Annotated in this window: 22 protein-coding genes and 1 tRNA gene; 17 read left to right on the plus strand and 6 right to left on the minus strand. The window is 67.8% G+C overall.

Features of this window, described 5'->3' with window-relative positions; translation table 11 throughout:
* The first annotated feature begins 233 nt into the window (after nucleotides 1-233).
* Complete coding sequence (locus ACRARE_RS18015) at nucleotides 234-992, plus strand: SDR family NAD(P)-dependent oxidoreductase (RefSeq protein ID WP_432657854.1); 759 nt, start codon at nucleotides 234-236, stop codon at nucleotides 990-992.
* Nucleotides 993-1,150: 158 nt separating this feature from the next.
* On the opposite strand, the gene ACRARE_RS18020 is transcribed toward ACRARE_RS18015, so the two are convergent.
* Nucleotides 1,151-1,227, minus strand: a tRNA-Met gene (locus tag ACRARE_RS18020).
* A 133-nt stretch (nucleotides 1,228-1,360) separates the two neighbouring features.
* Between ACRARE_RS18020 and ACRARE_RS18025 the strand changes: the two genes are divergently transcribed.
* From ACRARE_RS18025 to ACRARE_RS18050, 6 genes are all read left to right on the plus strand, one after another.
* The gene (locus tag ACRARE_RS18025) at nucleotides 1,361-2,755 is read left to right on the plus strand and encodes an FAD-binding oxidoreductase (RefSeq protein ID WP_432657855.1); all 1,395 of its coding nucleotides are present in this window, start codon (nucleotides 1,361-1,363) and stop codon (nucleotides 2,753-2,755) included.
* A 72-nt stretch (nucleotides 2,756-2,827) separates the two neighbouring features.
* The gene (gene def / locus ACRARE_RS18030; protein WP_432657856.1) at nucleotides 2,828-3,346 is read left to right on the plus strand and encodes a peptide deformylase; all 519 of its coding nucleotides are present in this window, start codon (nucleotides 2,828-2,830) and stop codon (nucleotides 3,344-3,346) included.
* Nucleotides 3,346-3,846 (plus strand): peptide deformylase, encoded by a 501-nt coding sequence (gene def, locus ACRARE_RS18035; protein ID WP_432657857.1) that lies wholly within the window; start codon nucleotides 3,346-3,348, stop codon nucleotides 3,844-3,846. Before def (ACRARE_RS18030) ends, def (ACRARE_RS18035) begins: the two co-directional genes overlap by 1 nt.
* A complete protein-coding gene (def, locus tag ACRARE_RS18040; protein ID WP_432657858.1) occupies nucleotides 3,843-4,337 on the plus strand; it encodes a peptide deformylase in 495 nt (164 codons plus the stop codon). The genes def (ACRARE_RS18035) and def (ACRARE_RS18040) overlap by 4 nt, the downstream gene beginning before the upstream one ends.
* A gap of 37 nt (nucleotides 4,338-4,374) precedes the next feature.
* Nucleotides 4,375-5,292, plus strand: a complete 918-nt coding sequence (gene fmt / locus ACRARE_RS18045) for a methionyl-tRNA formyltransferase (protein WP_432657859.1) — start codon at nucleotides 4,375-4,377, stop codon at nucleotides 5,290-5,292.
* A 1-nt stretch (nucleotide 5,293) separates the two neighbouring features.
* Nucleotides 5,294-5,977: a D-lyxose/D-mannose family sugar isomerase gene (locus ACRARE_RS18050; RefSeq protein WP_432657860.1), complete on the plus strand. Its 684-nt coding sequence runs from the start codon at nucleotides 5,294-5,296 to the stop codon at nucleotides 5,975-5,977.
* A 127-nt stretch (nucleotides 5,978-6,104) separates the two neighbouring features.
* On the opposite strand, the gene rnhA is transcribed toward ACRARE_RS18050, so the two are convergent.
* The 4 genes from rnhA to ACRARE_RS18070 all read right to left on the minus strand — a co-directional run bounded on the left by rnhA (nucleotide 6,105) and on the right by ACRARE_RS18070 (nucleotide 9,303).
* Entirely contained in the window at nucleotides 6,105-6,557 is a 453-nt protein-coding gene (gene rnhA / locus ACRARE_RS18055; protein WP_432657861.1) for a ribonuclease HI, read from the minus strand.
* Between the two features lie 105 nt (nucleotides 6,558-6,662).
* Entirely contained in the window at nucleotides 6,663-7,295 is a 633-nt protein-coding gene (locus ACRARE_RS18060; RefSeq protein ID WP_432657862.1) for a LysE family translocator, read from the minus strand.
* A 184-nt stretch (nucleotides 7,296-7,479) separates the two neighbouring features.
* On the minus strand, nucleotides 7,480-8,439 hold the full coding sequence (ispH, locus tag ACRARE_RS18065) for a 4-hydroxy-3-methylbut-2-enyl diphosphate reductase (protein ID WP_432657863.1): 960 nt from the start codon (nucleotides 8,437-8,439) through the stop codon (nucleotides 7,480-7,482).
* A 291-nt stretch (nucleotides 8,440-8,730) separates the two neighbouring features.
* Nucleotides 8,731-9,303: a LabA-like NYN domain-containing protein gene (locus ACRARE_RS18070; protein WP_432657864.1), complete on the minus strand. Its 573-nt coding sequence runs from the start codon at nucleotides 9,301-9,303 to the stop codon at nucleotides 8,731-8,733.
* A 149-nt stretch (nucleotides 9,304-9,452) separates the two neighbouring features.
* Between ACRARE_RS18070 and folK the strand changes: the two genes are divergently transcribed.
* The 5 genes from folK to ACRARE_RS18095 all read left to right on the plus strand — a co-directional run bounded on the left by folK (nucleotide 9,453) and on the right by ACRARE_RS18095 (nucleotide 14,511).
* Nucleotides 9,453-10,016, plus strand: a complete 564-nt coding sequence (gene folK, locus ACRARE_RS18075; protein ID WP_432657865.1) for a 2-amino-4-hydroxy-6-hydroxymethyldihydropteridine diphosphokinase — start codon at nucleotides 9,453-9,455, stop codon at nucleotides 10,014-10,016.
* Nucleotides 10,017-10,212: 196 nt separating this feature from the next.
* Complete coding sequence (gene rpoZ, locus ACRARE_RS18080) at nucleotides 10,213-10,569, plus strand: DNA-directed RNA polymerase subunit omega (protein WP_085889107.1); 357 nt, start codon at nucleotides 10,213-10,215, stop codon at nucleotides 10,567-10,569.
* Between the two features lie 106 nt (nucleotides 10,570-10,675).
* Nucleotides 10,676-12,823, plus strand: coding sequence for a RelA/SpoT family protein (locus ACRARE_RS18085; RefSeq protein ID WP_432658058.1), 2,148 nt, complete (start codon nucleotides 10,676-10,678; stop codon nucleotides 12,821-12,823).
* A gap of 10 nt (nucleotides 12,824-12,833) precedes the next feature.
* On the plus strand, nucleotides 12,834-13,526 hold the full coding sequence (locus tag ACRARE_RS18090) for a DUF2062 domain-containing protein (protein ID WP_432657866.1): 693 nt from the start codon (nucleotides 12,834-12,836) through the stop codon (nucleotides 13,524-13,526).
* A gap of 235 nt (nucleotides 13,527-13,761) precedes the next feature.
* The gene (locus ACRARE_RS18095) at nucleotides 13,762-14,511 is read left to right on the plus strand and encodes a pyridoxine 5'-phosphate synthase (protein ID WP_432657867.1); all 750 of its coding nucleotides are present in this window, start codon (nucleotides 13,762-13,764) and stop codon (nucleotides 14,509-14,511) included.
* Here ACRARE_RS18095 and ACRARE_RS18100 read toward each other — a convergent pair whose 3' ends face one another.
* Nucleotides 14,512-15,441 (minus strand): LysR substrate-binding domain-containing protein, encoded by a 930-nt coding sequence (locus ACRARE_RS18100; protein ID WP_432657868.1) that lies wholly within the window; start codon nucleotides 15,439-15,441, stop codon nucleotides 14,512-14,514. It lies immediately after the preceding gene.
* 97 nt (nucleotides 15,442-15,538) lie between these two features.
* Here ACRARE_RS18100 and ACRARE_RS18105 point away from each other — a divergent pair, with 97 nt between their 5' ends.
* The 5 genes from ACRARE_RS18105 (at nucleotide 15,539) to ACRARE_RS18125 (ending at nucleotide 19,187) form a co-directional block, all read left to right on the plus strand.
* The gene (locus ACRARE_RS18105) at nucleotides 15,539-15,727 is read left to right on the plus strand and encodes a hypothetical protein (protein ID WP_432657869.1); all 189 of its coding nucleotides are present in this window, start codon (nucleotides 15,539-15,541) and stop codon (nucleotides 15,725-15,727) included.
* A gap of 110 nt (nucleotides 15,728-15,837) precedes the next feature.
* Nucleotides 15,838-16,236: a holo-ACP synthase gene (gene acpS / locus ACRARE_RS18110; protein ID WP_432657870.1), complete on the plus strand. Its 399-nt coding sequence runs from the start codon at nucleotides 15,838-15,840 to the stop codon at nucleotides 16,234-16,236.
* A 433-nt stretch (nucleotides 16,237-16,669) separates the two neighbouring features.
* Nucleotides 16,670-17,518, plus strand: coding sequence for a signal peptidase I (gene lepB / locus ACRARE_RS18115; protein WP_432657871.1), 849 nt, complete (start codon nucleotides 16,670-16,672; stop codon nucleotides 17,516-17,518).
* Nucleotides 17,519-17,616: 98 nt separating this feature from the next.
* Nucleotides 17,617-18,303, plus strand: a complete 687-nt coding sequence (rnc, locus tag ACRARE_RS18120) for a ribonuclease III (protein ID WP_432657872.1) — start codon at nucleotides 17,617-17,619, stop codon at nucleotides 18,301-18,303.
* Complete coding sequence (locus ACRARE_RS18125) at nucleotides 18,300-19,187, plus strand: DMT family transporter (protein ID WP_432657873.1); 888 nt, start codon at nucleotides 18,300-18,302, stop codon at nucleotides 19,185-19,187. The genes rnc and ACRARE_RS18125 overlap by 4 nt, the downstream gene beginning before the upstream one ends.
* Nucleotides 19,188-19,271: the final 84 nt, after the last annotated feature.

The raw sequence follows: 19,271 nt of genomic DNA on the forward strand, positions 1-19,271 counted from the left end.
GAAATCGCCTGACCGGCGCAAACCCCCCGGATTAGGGGTGGTCCGACCGGGCCGGGTGAACCACACTTCGTAAGGAATGTGACGTCACGGAATACCTCGCAACCCGGTCGGGGCGCCCGCTATGGGCGGCTTAGGACAAAAGGCCTGCGACATCTCCAGGACGTACCGCAGACTGCATCAGCCCTGTTCGGATGCCCCCGCTCCGGACGCCAGACGAAGAAGGAATGCCCCGGATGCCCAATCCCCGCCCGGTGAAGGACAAGACCTATTGGATCATCGGCGCCAGCGAGGGGCTGGGCCGTGAGGTTGCCCGCGAGATGCATCGCCTGGGCGCCCGGCTGATCCTTTCGGCGCGCTCTGCCGAGCGTTTGCAGGAGCTGGCCGAAGAGCTGCCTGGCAGTGAGATCCTGCCGCTGGACGTCACCGACCGCGACGCCCTGGTGGCCGCCGTCGACCAGGCCCGCCATGCGGATGGGCTGATCTATTCCGTGGGCCTCTACGAGCCGATGCGGGCGCAGGAGTGGGACCCCGAGGTGGCCGAGACCATGGTCGAGGCGAATTTCACCGGCGCCCTGCGAATCCTTGGCCGCCTGGTGCCCGGCTGGGTCGAACGCGCCTCGGGCCATGTGGTGCTGATCGGCTCTCTGGCCGGGTTCAGCGGCCTGCCCGGCGCCATCGGCTATGGCGCCAGCAAGGCGGCGCTGCGTCACCTGGCCGAGGATATGTACCTGGATCTGAAGGGCACCGGCGTCGACGTGCAGGTGGCCAACCCCGGCTTCATCCGCACCCGGTTGACCGAAAAGAACGATTTCGCCATGCCGCAGATCATGGAGCCGAAAGAGGCCGCGCGCCATGTGATGGTGCTGATCCGCAACCCCGAGCCGCGCCAGGTCAGCTTCCCGCGTCCCTTCGCCTGGGTGTTCACGGTGCTGGGCCGCTGCCTGCCCTTCCGCCTATACGCCCGCGTCGTCGCCCCGACCCCCGCCGAATAGGCCGCGCCGGGCATCGTCCCCGTTCCAAAGACCAGAGTTCCAGCCCCCGGGCGCGCCCATGTGGTGCGCGCGGGCCTTGGCCTGCGCGGGATGCGCAAAGGCACATGGTCTGGCCCAGGGGGCCAGCATCGTCATCAGGATCTGTCAGGGGGGGGATTTGGTAGCGGAGGAGGGACTTGAACCCCCGACACGCGGATTATGATTCCGCTGCTCTAACCAACTGAGCTACTCCGCCAAACCGTGGCGCTTCCTAAGATAGGGACCCGGACAGGTCAAGCGCAAAAATCGGGGTTTTTTGCCCGCCCCGCGAAGCGCTTGTTCTTCCCCTGCCGGAGGGTCAATATGCGCCGCGCAAGAGCGGAGTGACCATGATCGACAGGCTGGAAGAAATCGTCGGGGCGGCCCATGTGCTGACCGGGGCAGAGGCGGAACCCTATGGCTGGGACTGGGCCCATGAACGGTTCGAGGCCCCTCTGGCGGTGGTGCGCCCCGCCAGCACGGCCGAGGTCTCGGCGCTGATGAAACTGGCCCATGAGACCGGCACCCCGGTCACCCCCATGGGCGGCAATACCGGCATGGCGGGCGGTGCCCAGGGCGCGGGCTCGCTGGTGATCCGGCTGGACCGGATGAACCGCATCCGCGAGATCCGCCCCGAGGCGCGCTCTGCCGTGGTCGAGGCGGGGGTGATCCTGGCCCGGCTGCACGAGGCGGTCGAGGCCGAGGGGCTGATCTTTCCGCTGTTCTTCGGCGCGCGCGGCTCGGCGATGATCGGTGGTGCGCTGTCGACCAATGCGGGCGGGTCCAACGTGCTGCGCTACGGCAATACCCGCGATCTGGTGCTGGGCATCGAGGCGGTGCTGGCCGACGGCACCGTGGTTGACCTGATGCAGAACCTGCACAAGGACAACTCTGGCTATGACCTGCGCCACCTGCTGATCGGCGCCGAGGGGACGCTGGGCATCATCACCGGCGCCGTGGTGCGGCTGAAGCCGAAGCCGGGTGCCTATGTCACCGCCATGGTGGGGCTGGGGGCGCTGGAACCGGCGCTGGATCTGCTGAACCGGCTGCAAACCGTGACCGGCGGCGCGGTCGAGGCCTTCGAATACATGCCCGACACCTATCTGGACGATTACCAGACCATGCGCCCCGAAACCCGCCGCCCCTTCGAGGATCGCCACAAGGTCAACATCCTGCTGGAAATCGGCGCGCTCAGCCCGCGCGACTGTACCCCCGGGCCCGACGGCCAGCTGCCGATCGCCAGCTACCTGGAAGAGGTGCTGGGCGGGATGCTGGAGGCGGGCGAGGTCGACGACGCGGTCATCGCCAGCTCCGAGGCGCAGCGCCGCGAGATGTGGGCGATCCGCGAGGCCGCCAGCGAAGTGGCGGGCCTGCGCCCCAATCAGATCATCATGGACGTCGCCGTGCCGGTGGACCAGGTGGGCGCCTTCCTGAGCCGCGCCGATGCCACCCTGGCGCGGCTGGACGGCCAGGCCGAGACCTCGGTCGTGGCGCATCTGGGCGACGGCAACGTGCATTACACGATCTTCCCCACCGACCCGGGCCGCAAGGACCAGCTGGTCGAGGCGATCGAGGATGTGGTGGCCGATCTGGGCGGGTCCTTCTCGGCCGAACATGGCATCGGCAAGCTGAAGCTGACCACCATGGCGCGGCGCAAGGATCCCGGGGCGCTGGCCGCCATGCGGGCGATCAAGGCGGCGCTGGACCCCAAGGGCATCCTGAACCCGGGCAAGCTGCTGCCCTGACCCGTCGCGGCGCGCGCGTCTCGCGCCCGCGCCGCAGTTGCGCAACCGTCAGCCATCGCTTAGATCGAGCCCATGAAACGCCCTATCCTGATCCATCCCGATCCGCGCCTGAAAAAGGTCGCCGCCCCCGTCGAGGACAGCTCGGACGAGCTGCGCAAGCTGGCCGACGACATGCTGGAAACCATGTATGACGCGCCCGGCATCGGCCTGGCCGCGCCGCAGATCGGCCTGCTGCAACGGGTGATCGTGCTGGACTGCGTCAAGGAAGAGGGCGAGGCGCCGCGCCCGCTGGTGATGCTGAACCCCGAAGTGGTGGCCGCCTCGGACGAGACCTCGGTCTACGAGGAAGGCTGCCTGTCGATCCCCGAGCAATACGCCGAGGTGACCCGCCCCGCCGAGGTCACCGTGCGCTGGATGGACCGTGACGGCAAGGCCTGCGAAGAGACCTTCGACAAGCTCTGGGCGACCTGCGTGCAGCACGAGATCGACCACCTCGAAGGCAAGCTGTTCATCGACTACCTGAGCCCGATGCGCCGCCAGATGATCACCCGCAAGAGCCAGAAGCTCAAACGCGAGCGGGCGCGCGGCTGATGGCCGTGCTGGACATCCTGCGCTGGCCCGATCCGACGCTGAAGACGGCGGCAGAGCCGGTGGCGCAGGGTGCCGATCTGGGCCCGCTGCTGGCCGATATGTTCGCCACCATGTACGACGCCCCCGGTCGCGGCCTGGCCGCGCCCCAGGTGGGCGTGCTGAAACGCGTCTTCGTCATGGATTGCACCTGGAAAGAGGGGCCGCGCAGCCCGCGCGCCTGCCTCAACCCGCAGATCCTGTGGCGCTCGGACGAGATCGCCACCCATGAAGAGGGCTGCCTGTCGATCCCCGGGGTGGTGGCCCGCCTGCCGCGCCCGGCGCGGGTAAGGATGCGTTGGCACGATGCCGACTGGGCCTTGCACGAAGAGGAACTGACCGGCTTCGAGGCGGTCTGTGCCCAGCATGAGTTTGATCACCTGGAGGGCCGCGTCTACCTGGACTACCTGGCCCCTGCGCGCCGTGCCGAGGTGCTGCGCGCCTATGAAGAGGCCCGCGCATGACCGCCCGCACCTGCATCCCCTGGCCCGACAAGCGCCTGCGCACCCCCGCCGCCGAGGTGACCGAGATCACCGACGAGATCCGCGCCCACTGGGATGACATGATCGACACGATGGAGGCCATGCCGGGCGTCGGCCTGGGCGCCAACCAGATCGGCGTGATGCTGCGCCTGGCGGTCGTCGATGCCTCGGAAAGCCGGGGCCAGGCGGTGCGCATGGCCAACCCGGAGGTGCTGCACGCCTCTGTCCAGCTGCGCGAGCATGAAGAGGCCAGCCCCAACCTGCCCGGCGTCTCGGCCAAGATCAAACGCCCCCGCGCCGTCACCGTGCGCTTTCTGAACGCGGCGGGCGAGATCGAGGAAAAGGATTTCGTCGGTCTTTGGGCGACCAGCGTTCAGCACCAGATCGACCACCTGGCGGGCAAGATGTATTTCGACCGGCTGAGCAAGGTAAAGCGGGACATGCTGCTGCGCCGCGCCGCGAAACGGCGCTGAGCGCCGACACGACAGACAGGACAGGAAAGGGCAGGCGATGCGCGTGATCTTCATGGGAACGCCCGAGTTTTCGGTGCCGGTGCTGGAGGCGCTGGTCAAGGCCGGGCATGACATCGCCTGCGTCTATTGCCAGCCGCCCCGCCCCGCCGGGCGCGGCAAGAAGGACCGGCCCACGCCCGTCCATGCCCGCGCCCTGGAACTGGGCCTGCCGGTGCGCCACCCGGTGCGGCTGAAGGACGAGGCCGAACAGGCCGCCTTCGCCGCGCTTGACGCCGATGTGGCGGTGGTGGTGGCCTATGGTCTGATCCTGCCGCAGCCGGTGCTGGACGCGCCGAAACACGGCTGCCTGAACATCCACGCAAGCCTTCTGCCGCGCTGGCGCGGCGCCGCCCCCATTCACCGGGCCATCCTGTCGGGCGATGCCGAGACGGGCATCTGCATCATGCAGATGGAGGCCGGGCTGGACACCGGCCCCGTCCTGCTGCGCGAGGCCACCCCGATTGGCACCGAAGAGGTCACCGCCGAACTGCACGACCGCCTCTCCGTCATGGGTGCGCGGATGATCACCGAGGCGCTGGAGCGCCTGCCGGAGCTGGTGCCCGAGCCGCAGCCCGACGAGGGCGTCACCTATGCCGCCAAGATCGACAAGGCCGAGGCCCAGCTGGATTTCACCGCCCCCGCCGTCGAGGTCGACCGCAAGATCCGGGGGCTGTCGCCCTTCCCCGGCGCCTGGGTGGACCATGAGGGCCAACGCCTGAAACTGCTCGCCTCGCGTCTGGCCGATGGCAGCGGCGCGCCGGGCGAGGTGCTGAGCTCGGGCGACCGGCTGATCGTGGCCTGTGGCCAGGGCGCGGTCGAGCTGCTGAAACTGCAACGGGCGGGCAAGGGGGCGCAGGCGACGGATGTCTTCCTGCGCGGCCAGCCCTTGCCCAAGGGCACCATTCTGGGAGGCTGAGATGCTGCGATCCGAGATCAACGAACTGATCCGCGAAGGCGACGCCTTCTTCCGCCAATACGGCTTTACCCTGCCGCCCTTCGCCTATTGGTCGCCGGAGGAGTTCCGCGCCCGCAAACCCGAGGCCGGGCTGATCGTCGAACAGGGCCTGGGCTGGGACGTGACCGACTATGGCGACGGCCACTACGACACGCTGGGCCTCTTCCTTTTCACTGTCCGCAACGGCAATGCGGCCGATCTGGGCAACCCCAAGGGGGGTCGGGTCTACGCCGAGAAGCTGCTGATCTCCGGCGACGAACAGATCTCGCCCATGCATCGGCACATCGTGAAGACCGAGGACATTATCAACCGAGGTGGCGCGCCGCTGGTGCTGGAACTGTGGAAGGACGGCGCCCATGGGATCGACCGCGCCGCCCCGGTGCGGGTGATGACCGATGGCCTCTGGCGCGATCTGCCCGCGGGCGGCCTCCTGAAACTGATGCCCGGCGAAAGCGTGACCCTGACGCCCGACATCTGGCACGCCTTCTGGGGCGAGGGCGGGCGCGTCTGCATCGGCGAGGTTTCGACGGTGAACGACGACCGCACCGACAATATCTTCGAGGCGCCGATCGGCCGATTTTCCAGCGTCGAGGAAGACGCCGCGCCGCTGCACCTGCTGGTGTCGGACTACGACAACCTGTTGTAACGGGCCGAGGCAGGTGGATTTCATCCACCCTACGAACGCGTCTGGGTCCGTGCCGATCTCGTAGGGTGGATGAAATCCACCTGGATCACGCCGCAGACCGGCCCCCGGGTGCCAACAGTCGCCTGGGCTATCCCTTGAACGGCGCCATGCCCGCCCGAGCCAGGGCGTCGGCGCGTTCGTTCTCGGGGTGGCCCGCATGGCCCTTGACCCATTTCCAGGTCACCTGATGCCGCTTCGCCGCCTCGTCCAGCGCCTGCCACAGCTCGGCATTCTTCACCGGTTTCTTGGCGGCGGTCTTCCAGCCGTTCTTCTTCCAGCCATGGATCCAGCCGGTCACGCCGTTCTTCACATACTGGCTGTCGGTATAGATGGTGATCTCGGTCGACCGGCCCAGGGCGTCCAGGGCGTTGATCGCCGCCAGCAGCTCCATCCGGTTGTTGGTGGTCTGCGCCTCGCCGCCCTTCAGCTCGCGTTCCTTCAGCACCGCCTCGCCCTCGCGGGCCTGTAACAACACGCCCCAGCCCCCAGGGCCGGGATTGCCGGAACAGGCGCCATCGGTGAAGGCTAGGAATTCGGCCATGGGGTCCTCATGCGGCTGGATCGTGGGCGGACACAGCACGGCACGGCGGGGAAGGTCAAGGGGGCGGGCAGGGTCAGGGGCCCGGCCCCCGCCCGCCCGCCGGGATCAGGCGCGCTCCAGCGCCAGCTTCACCCCCAGCCCGGCGAAGGAGGCGGCGAAAAGGCGGCGCAGCCAGGCCATGGCCCGCGCGCTTTCCACCACATGGCGGCGCAGCGCGCCCGCGGCCAGGGCATAGCCCGCCATCACCCCGCCGGTGATCAGCACGAAGCCCAGGCCCAGCCCCACCAGATCCTGGGTCGGCGTGGCGCTGCCCGCAGGCAGGAACTGCGGCAGGAAAGCCAGGAAGAACATCGGCAGCTTGGGGTTCAGCAGGTTCAGCAGCACACCGCGCCACAGCAGTGCCAGCGGCGCCCGCCGCGCGCCCTGCACAGGCGCCACCTCCAGCACACCGCGTCCGCGCAGGGTGCCCCAGGCCATCCACAGCAGATAGGCCACGCCCGCCAGCTTCACCGCCTCGAACAGCAGGGCGGAACTGTAGAGCAGCGCCGCCAGCCCAAGCAGCGCGGCGGCCAGGTGGAAACAGGTGACCAGGGTACAGCCCGCCGCGGCCCAAAGCCCGGCGCGCAGCCCGTGGCCCAGCGAAACCGACAGGGTGTAGATCACCCCGATGCCGGGGGCCAGGCAGACCAGAAAGGCGGTCAGCAGGAAGGGCCCCGACCAGAGAGAGACAAGATCCATGACGGCTCCTTCACAGCGCGCGTTGACAACCGCCAAAGCCTAGCCGGATCGGACCGGGCGCGATAGCCCGCAATGGGATCGCTCCGCCCGCCACGGGCGCCCCTTTGCCCCTTCACCGGGCTGAAAATACTCCGGGGGAGTCCCGGCTGGCCGGGACGGGGGCAGAGCCCCCCCCTCGCCGCCTTCAGGCCGGTTGCCGCAACACCCGGGGCACCTTGAACTCGACGTTTTCCTTGGCGGTCTCCACCAGCTCTTCGGTCACGTCATAGCGCGCCTTCAACGCGTCGATCACCTCGTTCACCAGCACTTCGGGGGCCGAGGCCCCGGCGGTGATTCCGATCGAGCGGATCCCCTCCAGCGCCCGCCAGTCGATATCGGTCGCGCGCTGCACCAGCTGGGCATAGCCACAGCCCTGGCGCGCGGCCACCTCGACCAGGCGGCGCGAGTTGGACGAGTTCGGCGCGCCCACCACCAGCATGGCGTCGATCTTGCCCGCCATGGCCTTGACCGCCTCCTGGCGGTTGGTGGTGGCATAGCAGATGTCTTCCTTGTGCGGCCCGACGATGGCCGGGAAGCGCGCCTGAAGGGCGGCGACGATGCCCTTGGTGTCATCCACCGACAGCGTGGTCTGGGTGACGAAGGCCAGCCGCGCGGGATCGCGCACCGACAGGGTGGCCACATCGGCCTCGGTCTCGACCAGCAGGACCTCGCCCTCGGGCAGCTGGCCCATGGTGCCGATGGTCTCGGGGTGGCCCGCATGGCCGATCATGACGATCTGAAGGCCCTCTTCGGAATGGCGCTCGGCCTCGATATGCACCTTCGAGACCAGCGGGCAGGTGGCATCCACATAGATCATTTCACGCGCGGCGGCGGCGGCGGGCACCGCCTTCGGCACCCCGTGGGCCGAGAAGATGACGGGCCGGTCGGTGGGGCATTCGTCCAGCTCCTCGACAAAGACCGCGCCCTTGTCGCGCAGCCCGTCGACGACGAACTTGTTGTGGACGATCTCGTGGCGGACGAAGACCGGGGCGCCCCATTTCTCCAGCGCCATCTCGACGATCTTGATCGCCCGGTCGACACCGGCGCAGAAGCCGCGCGGCGCGGCAAGGTAAAGGGTAAGGGGCGGCCTGGGGGCGGTGGTCATGATGCGTCTCCTGCTGCCCTCCACAGGTAGGGGACGGGCGGCGGCACGTCCAGAGGGGGCGGCGAAAGGCGGGGCCTGTCACGCGCGCGGCGCCGCCGCCCGCGGCCATGTCTGGCGGCGGGGCAGGCGGTGTGGCGGGAGATCTGGCTGCGGGCCGAGTGGGGGCCCGTCTGGCTGGAAACTGTCTGGCTGGGTTCGCCCGGCGTGCGGCGTCCGGCAGGGGGCCGGCGGGCCTGGCGATGTCTCGCCGGGGGCCGGCCGGAGGCGTGCGGCGCCGGGGCGCCGCCACGCTTAGGCGGTGGTGCGCAGGCTGCGGGTCTCGTCGCTGCTTTGCTCGCGGGGCGGGCGGCCGATCACGTCGCGCAGCTCGTCCAGTTCGATGAAGTTGTCGGCCTGGCGGCGCAGTTCATCGGCGATCATCGGCGGCTGGCTGCGGATGGTCGATACGACCGAAACGCGCACGCCCTGACGTTGCAGGCTTTCCACCAGCGGACGGAAATCGCCATCGCCGGAGAACAGCACGATGTGATCCACGCGCGGCGCCAGCTCCATGGCATCCACGGTCAGCTCGATGTCCATATTGCCCTTCACCTTGCGCCGTCCCTGGCTGTCGGTGAATTCCTTGGCGGGCTTGGTCACCATGGTGAAGCCGTTGTAATGCAGCCAGTCGACCAGCGGGCGAATGGGGGAATATTCGTCATTCTCCAGCAGGGCGGTGTAGTAGAAGGCGCGCAGCAACTTGCCACGGCGCATGAATTCCTGGCGCAACAGCTTGTAGTCGATGTCGAACCCAAGCGCCTTGGCGGCGGCATACAAATTCGACCCGTCGATGAACAGCGCAAGCCGTTCGTCCTTGTAGAACATGAAAATACCTTTCTAATTTGCCGTCCGGGATCAAATACGGGCTGAGTGAGGACCCGATCCGGGACGGATAGGTGAAAATAAATGTTATACGACCATGCATCAAGGGATCTGACTTGTCCAAGTTTAACCAGACACAACCTTTGCGGAGTGTGAATAACTCTGCCCTGGTCGCCATCGGCAGCAACGTGGACCCTTCGGGCGCGGGGCTGACGGCGCTGTTCGACGCCACCCTGGCGGCCCTGGCCGAGGGGCCGGGCGAGGTGACGGCGGTCAGCCGCTTCTACCGCAGTCCGGCCTTCCCGGCGGGGTCTGGGCCGGACTACCTGAACGGGGCGCTGGCGCTTTGCACCCCCGAGACACCCCAGGCCCTGCTGGCGCGGCTGCACGCGATCGAGGAACGCTTTGGCCGGGAACGGAAAACCCGCTGGGGCGCGCGGGTGCTGGACCTGGATCTGCTGGCCGTGGGCGAGGCAGTCTGCCCCGATGCGGCGACCCAGGATGCCTGGCGCGCGCTGCCCCTGGCGCGGCAGATGCAAGAGGCGCCGGGCCAGCTGATCCTGCCGCATCCGCGCCTTCAGGACCGGGCTTTCGTGCTGGTGCCGCTGGTCGATGTCGCCCCCGATTGGGTGCATCCCCGGTTGGGTCGAAGCGTGGCGGAAATGTGCGGCGATCTGCCCCGGGCCGAGCGCGACGCGCTGGTGCCCGTGACGTAACGGAACTTTGATCGGCGTGGGCAGGGCGCCCGGGTGCGGCCCGGGGGCGGTTTCGGCGCTGCGGCGCCGGGGCCGGGATCGGGGGTGGGGAGGTGCCAGAATCAGCTTGCCCTCAAGGGGTGAAGGGCTTAGATACCCTCATTCGACCCCCGCTCATGATCCGTTCATGATCCATGCCGCGACCGAGGAGTGACTGATGGCCCGCGTTACCGTTGAAGACTGCGTCGACAAGGTTCCGAACCGGTTCGAACTGGTTATGCTTGCTGCCCACCGGGCGCGCGAGATCAGCTCGGGTGGGCCGATCACCGTGGATCGCGACAACGACAAGAACCCCGTCGTCGCCCTGCGTGAGATCGCCGAAGAGACCCAGTCGGCCGACGAGCTGCGCGAGCGTCTGATCGAGTCGAACCAGACCCAGATCGAGGTCGACGAGCCGGAAGAAGACAGCATGGCGCTGCTGATGGGCGCCGAGGCGGCCGACAAGCCGGCCGAGGACGACATGAGCGAAGAAAAGCTGCTGCGCGCCCTCGTCGAGGCTCAGCGTCAGGAGTAAGTTACCCATGGCCCCCCGTGATGCCGATGCGGCCGACAAGGGGCCGCGCAGGGAAAAGGGGGCCGGGATGGAGCCTGTGTCGGATGCCGGGGCAGATCCCGCGGACATGGTGCCGGTCGACGAGCTGATCACCCTGGTCAGCGCCTACAACCCGAAATGTAACGCCGACATGCTGCGTCGCGCCTATGATTTCGGGCGCGACATGCACGAGGGGCAGTTCCGCCGTTCGGGCGAACCCTATTTCACCCATCCCATCGCCGTGGCCATGATCCTGGCCGAGCAGAAGCTGGACGATGCCACCATCGTCACCGCCCTGCTGCACGACACGATCGAGGATACCCGCGCCACCTGGGGCCAGGTCGCCGAGATGTTCGGCGAGGACGTGGCCGAGCTGGTCGATGGCGTCACCAAGCTGACCAACCTGCAACTGTCGTCCAGCGAGACCAAGCAGGCCGAGAACTTCCGCAAGCTGTTCATGGCCATGTCCAAGGACATGCGCGTGATCCTGGTGAAGCTGGCCGACCGTCTGCACAACATGCGCACGCTGAAGGCGATGAAGCCCGAGAAGCAGCAGCAGAAGGCGCGCGAGACGATGGACATCTTCGCGCCGCTGGCTGGCCGCATGGGGATGCAGTGGATGCGCGAAGAGCTGGAGGATCTGGCCTTCCGCGTGCTGAACCCCGAGGGGCGCAACTCGATCATCCGCCGCTTCCTGATGCTGCAAAACGAAAGCGGCGACGTGATCGAGCGGATCACCAAGGACATGCGCAAGGTGCTGTCCGAACATGACGTGCCCGCCCAGGTCTATGGCCGCGCCAAGAAGCCCTATTCGATCTGGCGCAAGATGGAGGAGAAGAAGCAAAGCTTCTCGCGTCTGTCCGACATCTACGGCTTCCGCGTCATCACTGAGACCGAGGATGACTGCTATCGCGCCCTGGGGGTGATCCACCAGCGGTGGAAGTCGATCCCGGGCCGGTTCAAGGATTACATCAGCCAGCCGAAATCCAACGGCTACCGCAGTATCCACACCACCGTGTCGGGCCGCGATGGCAAGCGCGTCGAGGTGCAGATCCGCACCCGCGCCATGCATGACGTGGCCGAGGCCGGCGTTGCCGCGCACTGGTCCTACAAGGACGGGGTGAAATCGGAAAATCCCTTCGCCGTCGATCCCACCCGCTGGATCAGCGCCCTGACCGAACAGATGGGTGCCGACGAGGACCACGAGGATTTCCTCGAAGCGGTCAAGCTGGAGATGTATTCCGACAAGGTCTTCTGTTTCACGCCGAAGGGCGAGGTGGTGAAACTGCCGCGCGGCGCGACGCCGATCGACTTTGCCTATGCGATCCATACCCGCATCGGCTCTGCCTGCGTCGGCGCCAAGATCGACGGGATGCGGGTGCCGCTGTGGACCCGGATCAAGAACGGCCAGTCGGTCGAGATCATCACCGCCGAGGGGCAGGAGCCGCAGGCCACCTGGCTGGACATCGCCACCACCGGCCGCGCCAAGGCCGCCATCCGCCGGGCTCTGCGCGAGGTCGATCGCGAGCGCTACATCAAGCTGGGCCGCGAACTGGCGCGCTCTGGCTTTGAACATGTGGGCAAGAAGGCCACCGACAAGGTGCTGGAAACCGCCGCCAAGAAGCTGCGCATCGAGGACGGCAAGGAAGAGCTGCTGGCCCAGCTGGGCCGGGCCGAGCTGCGCGTGGCCCGTGTGGTGGCCGTGCTTTACCCCGAGCTGATGGAAAGCGACGAGGGCGAGGCGCTGACCCGCGACCGCGCCCTGATCGGCCTGGAAAAGGGCCAAAGCTTCAAGCGGGCGCAGTGCTGTCAGCCGCTGCCGGGCGAGCGGATCGTCGGCATCACCTGGCGGGGCCGCCCCTTGCAGGTGCACGCCATCGACTGCGAGGGCCTGTCGGCCTACGAGGATCAGCCGGACCGCTGGGTCGATCTGCACTGGCAGGTCGGGCGCCATGCGGCCATCTATGTGGTCACGCTGGATCTGGTGCTGGCCAACGACCCGGGCGTGCTGGGGCGGATTTGCACATTGATCGGCGAGCAGAAGGCCAATATCTCGGATCTTGAGTTCCTGGACCGCAAGCCCGATTTCTATCGCCTGCTGGTCGACGTGGAGCTGCGGGACGCGGAACATCTGCACAACCTGATCTCGGCGCTTGAGGCCGAGGCGGATGTGGCCTCTGTCGCGCGCCATCGCAAACCGGAGGAGCCGCCCGTGGCTCCTGCCCCAAGCCCCTGAGGACGCCCAGTTGGTATTCAAGCGTCGCGACAGACGGCCCTACTGGAAGATCGTGTTCGAATTCTTCTGGCCCCGGGGGGGATGGACGCGGGCGTTTCATTACGTGAAACACCGGCTGCGGCGCTTGCCAGATACGCCCGAGAAGATCGCCCGCGGCATCTTTGCCGGGCTCTTCACCACCTTCACCCCCTTCTTCGGGATGCATTTCGTGGTTGCCGCCAGCCTGGCGGTGATCCTGCGCGGCAATGTCCTGGCGGCGCTGCTGGCCACCTTCGTGGGCAACCCGCTGACCTATGTGCCGATCGGGGTGATCTCGCTTCAGACCGGTTATTGGCTGCTTCGGGTGACCGGAGAGGGCGGGCCGCCGCCGGGGCCCCTGGCGCCGCCGGATCATCCCCATGGCCTGGCCCATGGGTTCGGCGGCAAGTTCGTCGCCGCCGCCGATGACCTGAAGGATAACATCTGGGCGCTGTTCACCGATGCCGACGCCAACTGGCACGGGCTGGCGGTCTTCTATCACGAGGTCTTCTATCCCTACATGGTGGGCGGCATCATCCCCGGGGTGATCGCCGGGCTGATCGGCTATTACGTCTCGGTCCCGCTGATCCGCGCCTACCAGGCCCGCCGCAAGGGCGCCCTGAAGGCCAAGCTGGCCGCGATCCGCGCCAAATCCGCCGCCAAGAGCGCCAAGCCCAAGCGCTGAGGGTCTTTGGCGGGGGGCTGTGCCCCCCGTCGCCGGAGGGCGAGAGGTAGAGGGGGGCGGGGGCTCTGCCCCCCCCCTTGAGCCCTGACGGGCTCAATTCCCCCCGGGATATTTTTGGCAATGAGAAGAGGGGGCGGGGCGCGCCGGGGCGGGCGTGGCGCCCTGGGGGCGTTTGGGGGGTGGCGCTTGGGCAAGGGCTGCGGCATGAATTGGCCAACGCGAAGGGAGTCCCGTCATGAGCGATCAGCCGAAACTGCGTCTGGGTGTGAACATCGACCATGTGGCCACGGTGCGCAACGCGCGCGGCGGCGCCTATCCTGATCCGCTGCGGGCGGCGAAACTGGCCGAGGAGGCAGGCGCCGATGGCATCACCGCGCATCTGCGCGAGGACCGCCGCCATATCTCGGACGCTGACATCGAGGCCCTGGCGGCGGCGCTGTCCGTGCCGCTGAACTTCGAGATGGCGGCCACCGACGAGATGCAGGCCATCGCCCTGCGGCACAAGCCCCATGCGGTCTGCATCGTGCCGGAAAAGCGCGAGGAACGGACCACCGAAGGCGGGCTGGAAGTGGCGCGCGAGGAGAACCGCCTGGCCCATTTCATCGCGCCGCTGCGCGAGGCGGGCTGCCGGGTGTCGATCTTCATCGCCGCCGACCGGCCGCAGATCGAGGCCGCGCATCGCATCGGCGCCGAGGTGATCGAACTGCACACCGGCGCCTATTGCGACGCCCATGCCGAGGGGCGTTTCGACGATCGCGATGCCGAGCTGGAACGGCTGCGCGAGATGGCCGCCTTTGGTCATTCCCTGGGGCTGGAGGTCCACGCGGGCCACGGGCTGACCTATGACACCGTCGTGCCGGTCGCCGCCTTCCCCGAGCTGCGCGAGCTGAACATCGGCCATTTCCTGATCGGCGAGGCGATCTTCCGCGGGCTGCCCGCCGCCATTACCGAAATGCGCCGCCTGATGGACGAGGCGCGGGTCTGATCAGGCCCCGCCGCCTGGTCCAGCGTTGACGATGCCCCGGTGGCCCAGCCCCTCGGCCCCGGTGCTGTCGATCAGCCATTTGCGGAACAGCCGCTGTTCCGGCGACAGCGACAGCTCGCCATGGGATAGCAGCCAATAGCGCAGGTCGGTGCGGTGAAAGCGCGGGATCGGGGCGCAAATCCGCCCCTGGTCCAGGGCGTCGCGGCACAGGGTTTCGAAACTGAGGAAGACCCCCGCCCCCGACATCGCCGCATCGAGGCAAAGCGAGGCCTCGGAAAATTCGGGCCCGTCGCGCAGCGGCAGCCCGCCCGCCCCCTCGGGCACCAGCCAGTCGTCCCAGGAAAACATCGCGTTGGTGTCGCGGATAATCGGCACCGAGGCGAAGTCCTGCTGGCTGGTGATGGTGCGCGCCATCTCGGGCGAACAGACTGGCACGATGCGCAGCGGGAACAGCGCCTGGGCGCGCAGTCCGGGATAGGGGCCGCGGCCAATGCGGATGGCAAAGTCGATATCGCCGTCGTTGGGATCGGACAGGGCCGCCTGGCTGTCCAGCCGCACCTTGATGTCGGGAAAGGCGCGGTAGAAGGCGGGCAGCCGCCAGATCAGCCAGCGCGCGGCGAAGATCGGCGCGCAGCTCAGCGACAGCTGTCCGCCCCGGTCGCGCCGCCCCAGTTCCGCTGCCGCCGTCAGCTGGCGAAAGCCCGAGGTCAGCAGGCGAAAGAACTCCTCGGTGCCGGGCAGGGGGCGCAGGCCTTCGGGGCGGCGTTCGAACAGCTTGTGGCCCAGGGTCTCTTCGGCGCGGGCCACCTGTTGCGACACGGCGCCGGGGGTGATGCCCAGCTCTGCCGCCGCGCTGCGCAGGGTGCCGGTGCGGGCCACGGCCTCGACAGCGCGCAGGTTGTTCAGGTGCAGGCGGTTCAGCGGGTTCATATAGCCTAGCTAAACCTGTCTATACCTTTGCTGCAATTAAAAAGGGGTGTGGTGGGTCCTATGTTGGGTTCATCTGAAACCAAGAAAGGAGAAGACCATGTTCAAATGGTTCCGTTCTGCCCCGCGCCCCCTGTCGCGCGACCCGCTGGACCACCCCGAGATCGCGCGGATGACCCTGCGTGAGCTGGCCGACCTGCCGATGGTGCCGCCGATGGCCCCTGCGCGGGCGTCCAGCCGCGCCCCGGCCCCGGCCCCGGCCGCGGTTCCCCGCTCGGCGCCCTGCTAAGGCCGGACGGCCTGGCCCATGCCCCTGTCGCGGCGCCCCGACGCCGCGAAATAGCTCTTGAACCTTCCCCCCGTCCCGCGCCAGTTTCGCCCCGAGAGAAAGGGCGGCACATGATCCTGGGAATTGGAACGGACCTGGCGAATATCGACCGGATTCAAGCTGTTCTGGACCGCCACGGCGACCGGTTTCGCAACCGTGTCTTCACCCCCACCGAACAGGCCAAGGCGGCGCGGCGGCGCGACGAGGCGGGCACCTATGCCAAACGCTGGGCCGCGAAAGAGGCCTGTTCCAAGGCCCTTGGCACGGGGCTGGCCATGGGGATCTCGTGGAAGGACATGGCGGTCAGCAATCTGCGCACCGGGCAACCGGTGATGGAGCTGACCGGCTGGGCCGCCGAACGCCTGGCCGAGATGACGCCGCCGGGTCATCAGGCCATCGTCCATGTCACCCTGACCGACGACCACCCCTGGGCCCAGGCCTTCGTGGTGATCGAGGCCCGCCCGCTTTAGTCCACAACCGGGCGCAAGCGGGGCAAGGCCAAGACGCGCCGCCCTGTCCAAAGGGCAGGCCCCTTGCCGGCCGGTCGCCGGGATATTTAGAGCCAAAAAATAAACGAACCTCTCGCCCATGACGGAACGAGAGGCCCATTTCCTGGCGCGGTCATCGGGATCCCTCCCTGTACCGCGCCCAGAGGTTCGACGATTCAGGTTAAGAAACTCTTTCGTCTATTTGTTGGCCCGAAATATCCCCGCCGGAGGCTGCGGCTTTCGCAGAAAGGCGCAAACCCGCGTCGGCCGTGCCTTCGCCCCTGCCGCAACACGATCCCGAGACGGTCTGGCGCTTTTCCCTGACCCCATGTTGACTTGTCCGCCGCCCCCCCGCATGTAACCCGGGCTGCCCGGGCACGGGCGCGTGGACCAATGCAGGAAGGACCGGAGCGGCATGGCCAAGGCTGAGGGCAAGGGCGAAAGCGGTTTCCTTTGGGAAACCATCAAGACGATCTTCTGGGCGCTGATCATCGCGGGCCTGTTCCGCAGCGTCTTCTTCCAACCGTTCTGGATCCCCTCGGGGTCGATGAAGGACACGCTGCTGGTCGGCGACTTCCTCTTCGTGAACAAGATGGCTTACGGCTATTCCTACGCCTCCTGCCCGAACATCCGCATCCAGCGTTTCGGCATCGACCTGGACGCGAAGGACATCTGCGGCTTCCTCGACAATGACAACACCCGGGTCATGGGGTCCGAACCCGAGCGCGGCGACGTGGTGGTCTTCCGCCATCCGGTCACCGGCGAGGATTACATCAAGCGGGTGATCGGCCTGCCGGGCGACCAGGTGCAGATGATCGATTCGGTGCTGCACATCAACGGCGAGGCCGTGGCCATGGAACCTGCTGGGACCTTCGTCGAGACCTACGAACCCCAGGGGCCCCAGGGCCGCACGCCGCGCTGCTTCAACGACGCCACCGTGGGCCTGGGCGGCACCTGCGAGAAGGAACGCTTCCTGGAAACCTTGCCGGGCGGGGTGACCCATTCGATCCTGAACGTGGGCTATTCGCCGCGCGCCGATGACACCGCCGTCTTCACCGTGCCCGAGGGCGAATATTTCATGATGGGCGACAACCGCGACAACTCGACCGATTCGCGCTTTTCGCAGGCCGGGGGCGGCGTGGGCTTTGTTCCTTACGAGAACCTGATCGGCCGGGCCAACCGGGTGATCTTCTCTTCCGCCGGCCGGTCGCTGCTGTTCGTCTGGGACTGGCGCAAGGATCGCTTCCTCGAACCCATCCAGTGACGCGCGCGTCCCACCCCGGACCAACCGCGCCGCCGCGGCCCTTGCACGGGCCGCGGCTTTGCGCTTTTTAGGGCGGCAATCCGCAGCAGGAACCGGCGATGAAGATTTCAAGCGAGCTGAAGGCCTTTCAGGAGCGGCTGGGACATGAGTTTGCCCGGCCCGAACTGATGCTGCGCGCGGTGACCCACAGCTCGGTCTCCTCGGCCACGCGGCCCGACAACCAGCGGCTGGAATTCCTGGGCGACCGGGTGCTGGGTCTGGTGATGGCCGAGGCGCTGCTGTTCGAGGACAAGGGCGCCAGCGAGGGCCAGCTGGCCCCGCGTTTCAACGCGCTGGTGCGCAAGGAGGCCTGCGCCGAGATCGCCCGCGAGATCGACCTCGGCGCGGTGTTGAAACTGGGCCGGTCCGAGCAGATGTCGGGCGGGCGCCGCAAGCAGGCCCTGCTGGGCGACGCGATGGAGGCGGTGATTGCCGCGGTCTATCTGGACGCGGGCTTTGACGCCGCCAAGCAGATGATCCTGCGCCTCTGGGGCCAGCGCATCCGCGATGTCGAGGAAGACGCCCGCGACCCCAAGACCGCGCTTCAGGAATGGGCCCAGGCGCGGCGCCTGCCGCCGCCCGCCTATGTCGAGACCGCCCGCGAAGGCCCCGATCACGCGCCCGTCTTCACCATCGCCGCCCGTCTGCAAACCGGCGAAGAGGCCCAGGCGCAGGCCAGTTCCAAACGCGCCGCCGAACAGGCCGCCGCCGCCCGGCTGCTGGCCCGGCTGGAGGACGCGGGGTGAGCGCGAACCTGCGTGGCAGCCTGTTCATGGTCCTGGCCATGATCGGCTTTGCCATCGAGGATGCGATCTTCAAGGGGATCGCCGTCACCCTGCCGCCGGGCTTTACCACGCTGCTCTTTGGCCTTGTGGGCACGCTGTGCTTCGCGGTCCTGTGCTGGCGGGCGGGGGAACCGGCGCTGACCCGTGACGCGTTGCGCCCGCGCCTTCTGATCCGTTCGGCCATCGAACTGGTGGGGCGGCTGTTCTTTGCCCTGGCGCTGGCCTTCACCCCGCTCAGCTCGACCTCGGCCATCCTTCAGGCGGCGCCGCTGTTCGTCACCCTGGGGGCGGCGGTCCTGCTGGGGGAAAAGGTCGGCCCGCGCCGCTGGATCGCCATGGCCTTTGGCTTTGTCGGTGTGCTGCTGATCCTCAAGCCCACCCCCGCCGCCTTCGAGCCGCAGTCGATCTTTGCCCTGCTGGGGATGATCGGCTTTGCCGGGCGCGACTTGGCCACCCGGATGGCGCCGCCCGCTGTCTCTGGCCGCCAGCTGGGCACCCTGGGGTTTCTGGTGATCACCTGCGCGGGCCTCGTCTTCATGATGTTCGACACCGCGCCCCCGCGTCTGCCCGCAGGCCACGAGGCGGCGCGGGTACTGGCCCTGGGGCTGGTCGGGGTCTCGGCCTATATGGCGCTGACCCTGGCCATGCGCTCGGGCGAGGTCTCGGTGGTGGCGCCCTTCCGCTATTCGCGGCTGCTGATCGCCCTGCTGATCGCCTATCTGTTCTTCGGCGAGCGCCCCGACCTCTGGACCCTGGCGGGCGGGCTGCTGATCGTGGTCTCGGGCACCTATACCCTGATGCGCTCGGGGCGGGCCTCGGTGCCCCCCGCGCCGGAAGGGCCCTGAGCCCGGGGTCTTGGGGCCCCTTTCGCGCAGGGGGCGAGACAGGGCTGGCGCGCTGCGCTAAAAGCCTCTAGAGAGCGCACTTCG

This window comes from Pseudooceanicola aquaeponti, from assembly GCF_050897975.1.
Lineage (GTDB): Bacteria > Pseudomonadota > Alphaproteobacteria > Rhodobacterales > Rhodobacteraceae > Pseudooceanicola.

Coding starts and splice junctions, on each gene's coding strand:
- def (WP_432657856.1), top strand. CDS start 2,828: ATGAAACGCCCTATCCTGATCCATCCCGATCCGCGCCTGAAAAAGGTC.
- lepB (WP_432657871.1), top strand. CDS start 16,670: ATGGCCAAGGCTGAGGGCAAGGGCGAAAGCGGTTTCCTTTGGGAAACC.
- def (WP_432657857.1), top strand. CDS start 3,346: ATGGCCGTGCTGGACATCCTGCGCTGGCCCGATCCGACGCTGAAGACG.
- ACRARE_RS18015 (WP_432657854.1), top strand. CDS start 234: ATGCCCAATCCCCGCCCGGTGAAGGACAAGACCTATTGGATCATCGGC.
- ACRARE_RS18050 (WP_432657860.1), top strand. CDS start 5,294: ATGCTGCGATCCGAGATCAACGAACTGATCCGCGAAGGCGACGCCTTC.
- ACRARE_RS18095 (WP_432657867.1), top strand. CDS start 13,762: ATGAGCGATCAGCCGAAACTGCGTCTGGGTGTGAACATCGACCATGTG.
- rnc (WP_432657872.1), top strand. CDS start 17,617: ATGAAGATTTCAAGCGAGCTGAAGGCCTTTCAGGAGCGGCTGGGACAT.
- def (WP_432657858.1), top strand. CDS start 3,843: ATGACCGCCCGCACCTGCATCCCCTGGCCCGACAAGCGCCTGCGCACC.
- ACRARE_RS18025 (WP_432657855.1), top strand. CDS start 1,361: ATGATCGACAGGCTGGAAGAAATCGTCGGGGCGGCCCATGTGCTGACC.
- rnhA (WP_432657861.1), bottom strand. CDS start 6,557: ATGGCCGAATTCCTAGCCTTCACCGATGGCGCCTGTTCCGGCAATCCC.
- acpS (WP_432657870.1), top strand. CDS start 15,838: ATGATCCTGGGAATTGGAACGGACCTGGCGAATATCGACCGGATTCAA.
- rpoZ (WP_085889107.1), top strand. CDS start 10,213: ATGGCCCGCGTTACCGTTGAAGACTGCGTCGACAAGGTTCCGAACCGG.
- ACRARE_RS18060 (WP_432657862.1), bottom strand. CDS start 7,295: ATGGATCTTGTCTCTCTCTGGTCGGGGCCCTTCCTGCTGACCGCCTTT.
- ACRARE_RS18085 (WP_432658058.1), top strand. CDS start 10,676: ATGGTGCCGGTCGACGAGCTGATCACCCTGGTCAGCGCCTACAACCCG.
- ACRARE_RS18105 (WP_432657869.1), top strand. CDS start 15,539: ATGTTCAAATGGTTCCGTTCTGCCCCGCGCCCCCTGTCGCGCGACCCG.
- ACRARE_RS18070 (WP_432657864.1), bottom strand. CDS start 9,303: ATGTTCTACAAGGACGAACGGCTTGCGCTGTTCATCGACGGGTCGAAT.
- fmt (WP_432657859.1), top strand. CDS start 4,375: ATGCGCGTGATCTTCATGGGAACGCCCGAGTTTTCGGTGCCGGTGCTG.
- ispH (WP_432657863.1), bottom strand. CDS start 8,439: ATGACCACCGCCCCCAGGCCGCCCCTTACCCTTTACCTTGCCGCGCCG.
- ACRARE_RS18100 (WP_432657868.1), bottom strand. CDS start 15,441: ATGAACCCGCTGAACCGCCTGCACCTGAACAACCTGCGCGCTGTCGAG.